Source organism: Burkholderia sp. MSMB0856, assembly GCF_001524645.2.
GTDB lineage: Bacteria > Pseudomonadota > Gammaproteobacteria > Burkholderiales > Burkholderiaceae > Burkholderia > Burkholderia diffusa.
Window position 1 is genome coordinate 1039819 of sequence record NZ_CP013427.1, and the last position, 12624, is coordinate 1052442.

The following is a 12624-nucleotide window of genomic DNA, read 5'->3' on the forward strand; positions in this document are numbered from 1 at the left end:
CGAACGCTCAATACATAACCAACGATAACCGCGCGTCCCGCGAGGGCGTGCTTCCACCCGTCTCGTGAGAGGACCTGCATGATTCGCCAAACCTTCGCCGCCCTCGCGCTGGCCGGCACCGCCGTTTCCGTCGCGCATGCCGCGCAACTGACCGTCGAGGAGATCGACGCCGATTCGCGCCAGCAGGCCCTCTATCAGTGCGCGAACCAGAAGCAGCCGGTGCGCGTGTCGTACTGGCGCGCGGGCAACGGCCAGAGCTTCGCGCTGGTGCCGGTCAACGGGCAGCAACTGCTGTTCGTCGATACCGTTTCGGCGTCGGGCGTGCGCTACCAGGCCGGACGCTATACCTGGTGGACGAAGGGCAAGGAAGGGACGCTGCGCGACGAGATCGCCGACCAGAATGCGGCACCGCTGCTGGGCGACTGCGTGCAGATCGAGAAGAAGAAAAAGAAGAAGGGCTGAGCGCCGCGCACGATCGGATACGCCGTGCCGGCGTGCCGATTGCCGCGTTCGATGCGGGCTGCCGGGTTCGACCTCCAGCCGGATCGCTGGGCAGGCAGCGCCCGGGCTCGTCGACCGCTTGCCGATTTTCCGAAGTGCACACCCGGAATTCGACCCCTATTTTTGCCCATTGGCCGATCGGGATAGCCCGGTCGCTCGACGCATCCGCCCGCGCCCGGCCTGCCGGCGCTCGCCGCGAACCGCCACCGAGGGCGTTCGCGGCGTTGTCACGGACAGATTGCTGCGCAGTGCTACAATACGCCCCTTTCCGCCGGCATTCGCGCCGAACGGAGTCCGCACGGCCTGTGGCGCCCGATGTTCGAAATGAACCGGTCCCAAGCGCCAGAGCGGCGCCGCGCGGCGCGCCGCGGCTCCGTCTACTTCCGAAATGTGATGAGCGCAGGCCCGGCCGGCCTGACGCACGATGTCCCCGCCGCGCCTTTTGAGCGAAACGCCACCATGTCCGATTCAGTCGCCAAGCCAGCCGACGCAACCTTCGATCAATTCGGCCTTGCCGCCGATATCCTGAAAGCCATCGCGGAGCAGGGCTATACGACGCCGACGCCGATCCAGGCGCAGGCCATTCCGGTCGTGCTCGCCGGCCGCGACGTCATGGGCGCCGCGCAAACGGGTACCGGCAAGACCGCGAGCTTCTCGCTGCCGATCCTCCAGCGGCTGCTGCCGCAGGCCAACACGAGCGCATCGCCCGCGCGCCACCCGGTGCGCGCGCTGATCCTCACGCCGACCCGCGAGCTCGCCGACCAGGTCGCCGCGAACGTGCACGCGTACGGGAAGCACACGCCGCTGCGCAGCGCGGTGGTGTTCGGCGGCGTCGACATGAACCCGCAGATGGCCGAGCTGCGCCGCGGCGTCGAGATCCTGATCGCGACGCCCGGCCGCCTGCTCGACCACGTGCAGCAGAAAACGGCAAACCTCGGGCAGGTGCAGATGCTCGTGCTCGACGAGGCCGACCGGATGCTCGACATGGGCTTCCTGCCGGACCTTCAGCGCATCCTGAACCTGCTGCCGAAGGAGCGTCAGACGCTGCTGTTCTCGGCCACCTTCTCGCCGGAAATCAAGAAGCTCGCATCGACCTACCTGCGCAACCCGCAGACGATCGAGGTCGCGCGCAGCAACTCGACCAACGCGAACGTCACGCAGATCGTCTACGACGTCGCCGAAGGCGACAAGCAGGCCGCCGTCGTGCAGCTGCTGCGCGATCGCGGGCTCAAGCAGGTGATCGTGTTCTGCAACAGCAAGATCGGCGCAAGCCGGCTGGCCCGCAATCTCGAGCGCGACGGCGTGGTCGCGTCGGCGATCCACGGCGACAAGACGCAGATCGAGCGGATGCAGGCTCTCGACGCGTTCAAGCGCGGCGAAATCGAGGCGCTGGTCGCGACCGACGTGGCCGCGCGCGGCCTCGACATCGCCGAACTGCCGGCCGTGATCAACTTCGACCTGCCGTTCAACGCGGAAGACTACGTGCACCGGATCGGCCGCACGGGCCGCGCAGGCGCGACGGGCGATGCGCTGTCGCTGTGCAGCCCGAACGAGCGCAAGCAGCTCGCCGATATCGAGAAGCTGATCAAGCGTCCGCTCGATGTGCAGACGCTCGCGCTCGACAAGCCGGCGCGCCATCGTCACGACGAGCGTGGCGGCGATCGCGGCGGTGAGCGCGGCGGCGAACGCGGCGGCGAACGCGGCGGCGAACGCGGCGGCCGCCGCGAGCGCGACGAGCATCGCGGTGCGTCGGGGCGTCGTTCGGGTGGTTCCGAGCGCGGCGGCCATCACCGTCGTCACGAGGCGCCGGTCGACGATTTCTTCCTGAAGCCGTACGAACCGTCGGCGCCGGCGAACCAGCCGGAAGAGACGAAGTCCGCGCAGCAGCCCGAGAAGAAGGGGCCGAAGCGTCAGGTCGCCGCGCTGCTCGGCGGCTTCGGAATGCCGCGCAAGCCGTCGGCGTAAGCGGGCGGTTCAGGCGGTTGGTGCAGCGCGCGAGCGCTGCCGCGGAAACGGGTGCATGCGATGAGCATGTGCCCGTTTTTCATTGGGCGAGACGATTCGTGACGAGGCAGCCGGGAGGAGGGATGACTGATCGCGCGGGCGGGGGGCTTCGGTGCAGTGTCGTCAGCGCGCGTGCAGTTTCCGGTCGATTCAGCGTTGACGGATGCCGGAACGCGGTCGTTGCGAACCGGGATTCCGCGAACGGCTCAGCCGGCGTGTGGCCCGAAGCGACGCGCCCACGCATCGGTCGCGGCCGCGTAGAACGCATCCATCGTGTCGCCCGATGGATCGCCATCGGCGGCAAGGCCGAGATGCATGGCGGCGGCCCGCAGCGCCGGCAGCGGATCGTCCCGCTGGAGCGCGATCGCGCCGGTCTGCTTGCTGAGCTTTTCGCCGTTCGCGTCGACGACGACGGGCACGTGCAGGTATTCGGGCGTCGGCACGCCGAGACAACGCTGCAGGTAGATCTGGCGCGCGGTCGAATCGAGCAGGTCGGCGCCGCGCACGACGTGCGTGATGCCCGCGTCGGCATCGTCGACCACCACCGCGAGCTGATACGCCCATTGGCCGTCCGCGCGCTTCAGCACGAAATCGCCGACGTCGGTCGCGAGATTCTGCGCTTGCGTGTGCTGCCAGCGGTCGTCGAGCGTGACGATCGCATCGTCGCCGTCCGGCACGCGCAGCCGCCACGCGCGCGCGGGCTTGCCGTGCAGGCCGGTGCGGCAGGTGCCCGGGTACGCGAGCGTCGTGTGGCGCTCGTGCGCGGCACGTAGCGAATCGGCGATTTCCTTGCGCGTGCAGCCGCACGGGTAGACGAGCCCCGCGTCGACGAGCCGGTCGAGCGCGGCCGCATAGTTGGCCTCGCGCGTGCTTTGCCACACGGGTGGTTCGTCGGGCGTCATGCCGAAATGCGCGAGTGTCGCGAGGATGTCGTCGGCGGCGCCGGGCACCGTACGCGGGCCGTCGATGTCCTCGATGCGCACGAGCCACGCGCCGCCGTGCGCGCGCGCGTCGAGCCAGCTCGCGAGCGCACCGACCAGCGAGCCGAAATGCAGCGGGCCGGTGGGCGACGGCGCGAAGCGGCCGCGGTAGACGTTCATCGGGGCGCGGAGCGACGCGCGCTTACGCGGCGCTGGCTGTCTGCGTGCAGGCCGGGCACGACTGGCCGGCCACGTAGCTCGGCGATTGCTGGGCTTCCGGCGTGACGACCGCGCGGCACGCGAAGCACGTGACGTTTTCGGTCGGCTGCAGTTGCGGGTTCAGCGCGGTGCGGTAGTCGAACACGAAGCAGTCGCCGTGATAGTGCGCGCCGCCGACTTCCTCGAAATACTTCAGGATCCCGCCCTCGAGCTGGTACACGTTCTCGATGCCGATTTCCTTCATGTGGATCGCCGCCTTCTCGCAGCGGATGCCGCCCGTGCAGAACGACACGACCGTCTTGCCCTCGAGATCGGCGCGGTTCGCGTCGATCACTTCCGGGAACTCGCTGAACTTGTCGATCCGGTAGTCGAGCGCGTCGTCGAACGTGCCGACGTCCACTTCGAAAGCGTTGCGCGTGTCGAGCATCACGACCGGGCGGCCGGCATCGTCGTGGCCGCGGTCGAGCCACGCCTTCAGCGTGCGCGCGTCGACCGACGGCGCGCGGCCGAGCTCCGGCTTGATCGCGGGCTTCTTCATCGTGATGATCTCGCGCTTCAGGCGCACGAGCATCCGGCGGAACGGCTGCGAGTCGGACAGGCTCTCCTTGAACTGCAGCGTCGCGAACTTGCCTTCGAACAGCGGATCGTGGCGGATGTAGTCGATGAACGCGTCGGTCGCTTCGCGCGAGCCGGCGATGAACAGGTTGATGCCTTCCGGCGCGAGCAGGATCGTGCCGCGCAGGCCGAGTTCGTTGCAGCGGGCGGTGACGAGCGGGCGCCATTGCTCGGTCGCGTCGAGCGACACGAAGTGGTAGGCGGCAAGGTTGACGATGGTCATGATGGTCCGACGGGAAAACGGCCGCGGCCGTGCGGCGGGCGCACGGCGGCCCCGCAAAAAAGGGTGCGAAGCCGGGGCGATGATTCGAAAACCCGTATTATCCCGCAAACTGCGCATGCGCCGGCACCTGACCGTTCGGCCAACGTCGCGCGCATCGGCCGAACGGCCGGGCGCGGGGATTTTTTGGGCAGCCTTCGCGACGACGCGGCTACAATATCGCCCATGTCAGATCCCCGCTTCGTCCATCTTCGCGTTCACTCCGAATTCTCGATTGCCGACGGCATCGTGCGTCTCGACGACATCGTCAAGGCGGCGGCCGCGGACGGTCAGGGCGCGCTCGCCCTCACCGATCTCGGCAACGCATTCGGCCTCGTCCGTTTCTACCAGGAAGCCCGCGGCAAGGGCATCAAGCCGATCGCCGGCTGCGACGTCTGGATCACCAATCCGGACGATCGCGACAAACCGTCGCGCCTGCTGCTGCTGGTGAAGGACAAGGTCGGCTACCTGAACCTGTGCGAACTGCTGTCGAAGGCATGGCTCACGAACCAGTATCGCGGCCGCGCGGAACTCGACGCGAGCTGGCTCGACGGCGAGCTCTCGCAAGGGCTGCTCGCGCTGTCGGGTGCGCAGCAGGGCGATATCGGGCTCGCGTTCGCGGCCGGTAACGAGGAAGCCGCGCGCCGGCATGCCGAGCGCTGGGCGAAGATTTTCCCGGGCGGTTTCTACATCGAACTGCAGCGTTACGGCCAGCCGGGCGCCGAGGCGTACATCCAGCAGGCCGCGACGCTCGCCGCGTCGCTGCAGCTGCCGGTCGTCGCGACGCATCCGACGCAGTTCATGACCGACGACGACTTCACCGCGCACGAGGCGCGCGTGTGCATCTCGGAAGGCGACATGCTCGCGAATCCGCGACGCCAGAAGCGCTTCACGACCGATCAGTATTTCCGCACGCAGGACGAGATGGCAGCGCTGTTCGCCGACTTGCCGTCGGCGGTCGCGAACACGGTCGAGATCGCGAAGCGCTGCAACCTGAAGCTCGAGCTCGGCAAGCCGAAGCTGCCGCTGTTTCCGACGCCGGACGGCATGTCGCTCGACGACTACCTGGTCCAGCTGTCGAAGGAAGGGCTCGAGAAGCGCCTCGAGCAGCTGTATCCGGATGCGGCGGAGCGCGAAGCGCAGCGCGACACGTACTACAAGCGGCTCGAGTTCGAGTGCGGGACCATCACGAAGATGGGCTTCCCGGGCTACTTCCTGATCGTTGCGGACTTCATCAACTGGGCGAAGAACAACGGCGTGCCGGTCGGCCCGGGCCGCGGCTCGGGCGCCGGTTCGCTGGTCGCGTACGCGCTCGGCATTACCGATCTGGACCCGCTGCGTTACAACCTGCTGTTCGAGCGATTCCTGAATCCGGAACGTGTGTCGATGCCCGACTTCGACATCGACTTCTGCCAGCACGGCCGCGATCGCGTGATCCAGTACGTGAAGGAAAAATACGGCGCGGACGCCGTGTCGCAGATCGCCACCTTCGGCACGATGGCCGCGAAGGCGGCCGTGCGCGACATCGGCCGCGTGCTCGACCTCGGCTACATGTTCACCGACGGCGTCGCGAAGCTGATCCCGTTCAAGCCCGGCAAGCACGTGACCATCGCCGACGCGATGAAGGAAGAGCCGCAGCTGCAGGAGCGCTACGACCACGAGGACGAAGTGCACCAGCTGCTCGACCTCGCGCAGCGCGTCGAGGGCCTCACGCGTAACGTCGGGATGCACGCGGGCGGCGTGCTGATCGCGCCCGGCAAGCTGACCGACTTCTGTCCGCTGTACACGCAGGGCGACGACGGTGGTGTCGTCAGCCAGTACGACAAGGACGACGTCGAAGCCGTCGGCCTCGTGAAGTTCGACTTTCTGGGTCTCACGACGCTGACGATCCTCGACTGGGCCGAGCGCTACATCCGCCGTCTCGATGCGTCGAAGGCCGACTGGTCGCTCGCGCAGGTACCGCTCGACGATCCGGCATCGTTCCAGATCCTGAAGAAGGCCAACACGGTCGCCGTGTTCCAGCTGGAAAGCCGCGGGATGCAGGGCATGCTGAAGGACGCGCAGCCCGACCGCTTCGAGGACATCATCGCGCTCGTGTCGTTGTACCGTCCGGGCCCGATGGACCTGATCCCGAGCTTCTGCGCGCGGAAGCACGGCCGCGAGAAGGTCGACTATCCGGATCCGCGCGTCGAACCCGTCCTGAAAGAGACCTACGGCATCATGGTCTATCAGGAGCAGGTGATGCAGATGGCGCAGATCATCGGCGGCTACTCGCTCGGCGGCGCCGACCTGTTGCGTCGCGCGATGGGCAAGAAGAAGCCCGAGGAGATGGTCAAGCACCGCGAGATCTTCGCCGAGGGTGCGGCGAAGAACGGCCTCACGCGCGAGAAGTCCGACGAGATCTTCGACCTGATGGAGAAGTTCGCGGGCTACGGCTTCAACAAGTCGCACGCGGCGGCCTACGCGCTGCTCGCGTATTACACCGCGTGGCTGAAGGCGCACCATCCGGCCGAATTCATGGCGGCCAACATGACGCTCGCGATGGACGACACCGACAAGGTGAAGATCCTGTTCGACGACTGCGTCGTGAACAACCTCGTCGTGCTGCCGCCGGACATCAACCAGTCGCATTACCGGTTCGAGCCCGTCGCTGAAGCCGACGGCAAGCGTTCGCGCACGATCCGCTACGGTCTCGGCGCGGTGAAGGGCAGCGGCCAGAACGCGATCGAGGAGATCCTGCGCGCGCGCGAGGAAAAGCCGTTCACTGACCTGTTCGATTTCTGCGAGCGGATCGACCGGCGTGTCGTCAACCGCCGCACGGTCGAGGCGCTGATCCGTGCCGGCGCGTTCGATTCGCTGAACGCGAATCGCGCGCAGATGCTCGCGTCGGTGCCGCTCGCGATGGAAGCGGCCGAGCAGGCCGCGGCGAACGCGATGCAGGCCGGCCTGTTCGACATGGGGGCCGAGTCGCCGCACGCGCATGCGCTCGTCGACGAACCCGCGTGGGACGACAAGCGTCGCCTGCAGGAAGAGAAGGGCGCGCTCGGCTTCTACCTGTCTGGCCACCTGTTCGATGCGTATCGCGACGAAGTGCGCCGGTTCGTGCGGCAGAAGGTCGGCGACCTGAAGGAAGGGCGCGACAAGCTCGTCGCGGGCATCATCGCATCGCTGCGCACGCAGATGACCCAGCGCGGCAAGATGCTGATCGCGTTGCTCGACGACGGTTCGGGCCAGTGCGAAATCACGATTTTCAACGAGCAGTTCGAGGCTAACAAGGCGCTGTTCAAGGAAGACGAACTGCTGATCGTGCAGGGGCAGGCACGCAACGATGCGTTCACCGGCGGTATCCGTTTCACGGCCGACACGGTGATGGATCTCGAGCGTGCGCGCAGCCGCTACGCGCAGGCGGTGCGGCTGACGATGAACGGCAATGCGGATGCGGCTGCGCTGCGCCGCGTGCTCGAGCCGCACGTGTCGAAGGACGATCCGGCGGCCGCGCAGGCGGTCGAGGCGCCCGCGCCGCGCGGCGGCGGGCGCGACGGCGGCCGTCGCCCGCAGGCGCCGCTGCCGAACGGGCTCGCGGTCCAGGTTCACTACAGCAACGCGCGCGCGCAGGGTGAGATGCGTCTCGGCGACGCGTGGCGCGTCAAACCGAGCGACACGCTGCTCGCGGAGTTGCGCGCGACGTTCGACGGCAGCATCGTCGAAATCACGTACTGAGCGGTCGCCGCCCGACGGTCGTCGTCTGCACGGCCCGTCGCATCGCCATCGTGCGGTGCGGCGGGCCGTTTTCATTTCGGCGGGTGCTTGGGGCAGTCATCCGGACGCTATACAATCCGTCGCGCGCGGCGCAATTGCGGCGCCGGCCGCGGCATGTCCGCCGGCCGGGGCGCTATGCGCGCGTGAAAACGGGGGCGGTTCGGCGCGGCACGCGATGCGGCCCGATGCCGCGAGCGACCATGCGACGAGGCCGGCACGGGGAAGGGCGCCAGGATGCCGGTCGGTACGCGACGATAAAAAACCGACAGCACGACCACAACAATGGCCAACGGGAAACCGACGAGGCGGATCCTCGTGATCCGGATTGATTTTCTGGGCGACATGCTGTGCACGACCGCTTTCCTCGGCGCGCTGAAACAGCGCTGGCCCCGAGCGGAACTGCACGTCGTCGCGAACCGCTACAACGCGGCCGCGCTGGCCGGCAACCCGGACGTGCACGCGGTCCATACTTACGTGTACAGCCGTCAATGCGAGCGCAACGACCGCCCGGGACGGATGCGCGCGCTCTTCGACCGGCTGCGGCTCGTGCGCCGGCTGCGCCGCTTGCGGTTCGACCTCGTGATCGTGCCGAACGGCGGCATGCATCGCAGCAGCATCCAGTTCGCGCGACAGCTCGGCGTGAAGGATTGCCGCTGGCACGATGCCGATTCAGAATTCGACGATCGCAAGCCCGAACACGTCGCGTCGCGGCCGATGTGCCATGAGGCGCTGTCGGGATTCCGGCTCGTGCCCGAGCTCGGCCGCACCGGGCTCGACGGTCTGGAGCTGTCCGTCCACCCGGACCGCGCGCTGCAGGAAACGTGGTATCGGCTGCTCGGGCCGCGCACGAAGCCGCGCGTCGGGCTCTTCGTGTCGAACAAAGCGGCGGAGCGACGCTGGCCGGCCGATCGATGGCGCGACCTCGCTCGGCGGCTCGCACCGCTCGCCGACGTGATCGTGTTCCGCGATCCCGCCGTGTCGGCCGCGGCCGACCACGACACGTGGCGGGATGTGGACGCCCGGCATGTCGCGCCGTCGTCGGTCGCCGAGCTGGTGGCCGCCGCGAGCCTGCTCGACGCGATCGTGTCGGCCGACAGCGCGCCCGTGCATCTCGCGTCGGCGCTCGGCGTGCCGGTCGCCGCGCTGTTCGAGGACCGTCCCGAGAAATACCGGCGCTGGCATCCGCTCGGCGTGCCGCACATCGTCCTGCGGGCCGGCGCGACGGTCGACGCGATCGGCGTCGACGCGCTCGAGCGCGCGGTGCTTCATCTGTTGATGCCGGCCGGACAGCCCGAAGAAGCGATGGGCGGCGCGGTGCCGCTTCCGGCTACCGCCTTCGCGGCACCTGGAGCCGACGCAATCGTGTTGTAGCCCCCGGGACGGCAGGCGGCGACGGCATTGCCGGCGCCGCCGTCGGACGGACGAACGGACGCCAGGCGGCACGATGGCCGCGGCCCCGCCGTGCGCGGCGCGTCGTTGTCTGCCGCGATACCAGACGGGCGCCCCCAATTTCCAACCGCGACGCGTTGCCGAGGCCTGCGCCCGACGCCACGCCACCGGCCGCAAAATCCTGTACATTGCGAGCCTTGTCCAGCCAGCTAGACGGAACGATCGCCGTGGCCCTGTTTTCTTCCGCCCGCCCGCCCAGAACCATCCTCGTCGCAGCCCCGCGCCGTATCGGCGACGTGCTGCTGACGACGCCGCTCGTGCGTTCGCTGAAGGCGCGCTGGCCTGACGCGCAGATCGACATGCTGGTGTTTCGCGGCACCGAGGGCGTGCTGGAGCACAACCCCGACGTGCGGCGCGTGATCGTCGTCGCGCAGCGTGCGGGATTCCGGGAGCGTTTGCGCGACGCGCTGTCAATGTGGCGCCGCTACGATCTCGCGTGTGCGGCGCTGAGCTCCGACCGGCCGCGTTTCTACAGCTGGTTCGCCGGCCGCAAGCGCGTCGGCCTCGTCGATCCGAACCGCGTCACGTGGCTGACTCGAATGATGCTGAACGGCATCGCGATCAATCATCACGAATCCGCGCATACGGTCGTCAGCACGCTCGCGCTCGCACCGGTGATCGGCATCGAGCCGGTATCCGAGGTCGTCGCGCCGGGCATCGGCGACGATCCCGCGCGGCGCGCGCGATTCGACGCGTGGCTGGCTGAATCGCCTGCGATTCGCGACGGCAAGCCGCTCGTCGTGCTGCATCCGTATCCGATGTTCCGCTACAAGCAATGGCGGCTCGAGGGCTGGGTCGAGATGATCGAATGGCTGCGCGCGCAGGGGTTTGCGATCGCGCTGTCGGGCGGCCCGGCCGATCGCGAGCGCGAGTACGCGGAGCAGGTCGCGGCCGAGGCGGGCGGCGACGTGCTGAATCTGGTCGGCCGCCTGACGTTCGGCGAAAGCGCGGAACTGGTGCGGCGCGCGCGGCTCTTCATCGGGCCCGATACGGGCGCGACGCACGTTGCGGCCGCGACGGGCACCGACACGATCGCGCTGTTCGGTCCGTCCGATCCGGTGCGCTGGGGGCCGTGGCCGCAGCACTGGCCGGCGACGGAGAACCCGTGGGCGCTGCGCGGCTCCGCGCGGCACGGCAACGTGTGGCTGCTCCAGGGCGAGGGCGATTGCGTGCCGTGCCGGCACGAAGGCTGTGAGCGCCATGTCGACAGCCGCAGCGACTGCCTCGTCAATCTCGGCACGCAGCGTGTGAAGGCGGCGGCAGCCGAGATGCTCGGGCTGAATCCGCCAGGTGCCGCCGACTCGGTCATCGACACATCGCGCTTGCATCGCGCGCGTTCCGACTAACGACGCCTGAAGGCCTGACGTTTCCTGATTCGAAAAGCGGGGGAGCGGCGCCGCGTCGACGGCGCGCGGCCGTGCTTCCGGCAGCGGCGCGCGTGCGCCGCCATTGCAGCCTGAGAGGCTCAAGCTGCGGCGGGCGGCAACGCGGATCGCGCGCCGCCCGTCGCATGATGCGTTACGCGCTGCGCCGGATCGCCGACGTCTCGCGGGGCAGTGCTTCGGTGCGCGCGCCGCAGCCGAGCAGGATGCCGGCGAGCAGCACCAGCAGGTGACCTTCGGCGAAATCGAGCAGCAGCGAATTCGCGAGGCTGCCGATCGCGAAGATCGCGAGCCACGCGAGCAGCAGCTGCCGCGAACGCGAATCGAGCGCACGGCTACCGCGCGCGATCTGCACGATCAGGTTCAGGAACAGCAAAACGCCGAGCGTGCCGAGCTGCACGGCCATCAGCAGGTATTCGTTATGCGGATTCGACGTGAGTTGCCCTTCGGCCGCCGTCTTGCCGGCCGTGAGCTTCTCGAACTCGAATTCGAGGCCGCCCGCACCGTAGCCGATCACGGGACGCATGCGATACAGCTCGAGCCCCTTCTTGTACCACTCGAGACGCAGCCCGGTCGACGTGACCGCATCGGTCTGCCGATACTGCTGCACTTCCGACACGACCTTCAGAAGCCGGCCGTTGTGCACCGTGCACGCGGCGACGACGAGCGCGACGCCCGCCAGGACCAGCGCCCCGGCGGCGAGCCCCGCGCGCAGCGCCGACTGGCGGCGCATCAACAGCACGAAACGCACCGCGACGACGAGGATCAGCAGCAGCGCGATGACCTGCCCGGTGCGCCCCTGCAGCATCACGAACACGTTGATCAGCGACCACGCGGCGACGCCGGCATACGCGGCGCGCGACAGCCCGGTGCGGGCCGACAGCGCGAGGTCGGCCGCCTGGTAAAACAGCAATGCGCCGAACATGCCGGCCGCGATGTGATTCTTGAACACCCAGGCACGCGACAGCGGCAGTTCGGTCGCATGCGCGGGCCCGATCGCGGTCAGCCCGAGATAGTTGGTGGTCGACAGCAGCAGGATCACGCACAGCGTGCCAAACCACGCTCGTCGCACGATCGGTGCCCAGTTCGAGTGGCGGAAGGCGAGCACGGCAAACGGCAGTAGCAGCAGCTTGTCGTACTTGGCGACCCAGTTCCACGCCTTCGGGTGCGGCGCGACCGTATAGGTGACGCTCGCGGTCAGCGCCGCGAGGATCAGCAGCGCCGCGAGCGACGCCGGTTCGGTGACGAACGTGCGCAGGTCGCGCCAGAATTCGGGGGAGATCACGAGCGCGGCCGCGAACAGTCCGCAGAACACGTTGGTCAGCGCGGTCGAGACGGGCACCATGCACAGCGCGATGACGGCGAAGGCGCGGGCGGCGGTCAGGCGCCGCGTGGCGGGAGCGGAAAACGAAAGCATCGGAACCTGTCGAATGGACGAATGCGGCATGCGGGCACCGTGCCGCGCGCCGCGCGTCCCGGCGGCACCGCGCGGGACGAAGCGCGCAGTATACGCGAA

At 68.4% G+C, this 12624-nt stretch carries 8 protein-coding genes; 5 read left to right on the forward strand and 3 right to left on the reverse strand.

The genetic code is table 11. The features are described from left to right. Positions 1-78: 78 nt before the first annotated feature. On the forward strand, positions 79-462 hold the full coding sequence (locus WS87_RS05945) for an MliC family protein (protein ID WP_059820628.1): 384 nt from the start codon (positions 79-81) through the stop codon (positions 460-462). A gap of 432 nt (positions 463-894) precedes the next feature. Further along, the gene (locus tag WS87_RS05950) at positions 895-2466 is read left to right on the forward strand and encodes a DEAD/DEAH box helicase (protein ID WP_059820677.1); all 1572 of its coding nucleotides are present in this window, start codon (positions 895-897) and stop codon (positions 2464-2466) included. A 245-nt stretch (positions 2467-2711) separates the two neighbouring features. On the opposite strand, the gene gluQRS is transcribed toward WS87_RS05950, so the two are convergent. After that, positions 2712-3605 carry a tRNA glutamyl-Q(34) synthetase GluQRS gene (gene gluQRS, locus WS87_RS05955; protein WP_059820629.1) on the reverse strand — a complete coding sequence of 298 codons (894 nt, stop codon included), beginning with the start codon at positions 3603-3605 and terminating at the stop codon, positions 2712-2714. A gap of 22 nt (positions 3606-3627) precedes the next feature. Next, complete coding sequence (locus WS87_RS05960) at positions 3628-4482, reverse strand: sulfurtransferase (RefSeq protein ID WP_059820630.1); 855 nt, start codon at positions 4480-4482, stop codon at positions 3628-3630. A gap of 222 nt (positions 4483-4704) precedes the next feature. On the opposite strand from WS87_RS05960, the gene dnaE reads away from it, so the two are divergent. From dnaE to WS87_RS05975, 3 genes are all read left to right on the forward strand, one after another. Continuing rightward, the gene (gene dnaE, locus WS87_RS05965; protein ID WP_059820631.1) at positions 4705-8238 is read left to right on the forward strand and encodes a DNA polymerase III subunit alpha; all 3534 of its coding nucleotides are present in this window, start codon (positions 4705-4707) and stop codon (positions 8236-8238) included. Positions 8239-8559: 321 nt separating this feature from the next. Continuing rightward, a complete protein-coding gene (locus WS87_RS05970; protein WP_059820632.1) occupies positions 8560-9648 on the forward strand; it encodes a glycosyltransferase family 9 protein in 1089 nt (362 codons plus the stop codon). A 245-nt stretch (positions 9649-9893) separates the two neighbouring features. Further along, entirely contained in the window at positions 9894-11072 is a 1179-nt protein-coding gene (locus tag WS87_RS05975) for a glycosyltransferase family 9 protein (protein WP_059820633.1), read from the forward strand. 172 nt (positions 11073-11244) lie between these two features. Here the strand turns inward: WS87_RS05975 and WS87_RS05980 are convergent, their stop codons facing one another. Beyond that, on the reverse strand, positions 11245-12525 hold the full coding sequence (locus WS87_RS05980; protein WP_059820634.1) for an O-antigen ligase family protein: 1281 nt from the start codon (positions 12523-12525) through the stop codon (positions 11245-11247). Positions 12526-12624: the final 99 nt, after the last annotated feature.

Excerpts from the sequence above, each read along its gene's own strand:
- WS87_RS05960 (WP_059820630.1), bottom strand. The coding sequence starts at position 4,482 with ATGACCATCGTCAACCTTGCCGCCTACCACTTCGTGTCGCTCGACGCG.
- WS87_RS05945 (WP_059820628.1), top strand. The coding sequence starts at position 79 with ATGATTCGCCAAACCTTCGCCGCCCTCGCGCTGGCCGGCACCGCCGTT.
- WS87_RS05980 (WP_059820634.1), bottom strand. The coding sequence starts at position 12,525 with ATGCTTTCGTTTTCCGCTCCCGCCACGCGGCGCCTGACCGCCGCCCGC.
- WS87_RS05970 (WP_059820632.1), top strand. The coding sequence starts at position 8,560 with ATGGCCAACGGGAAACCGACGAGGCGGATCCTCGTGATCCGGATTGAT.
- gluQRS (WP_059820629.1), bottom strand. The coding sequence starts at position 3,605 with ATGAACGTCTACCGCGGCCGCTTCGCGCCGTCGCCCACCGGCCCGCTG.
- WS87_RS05950 (WP_059820677.1), top strand. The coding sequence starts at position 895 with ATGAGCGCAGGCCCGGCCGGCCTGACGCACGATGTCCCCGCCGCGCCT.
- dnaE (WP_059820631.1), top strand. The coding sequence starts at position 4,705 with ATGTCAGATCCCCGCTTCGTCCATCTTCGCGTTCACTCCGAATTCTCG.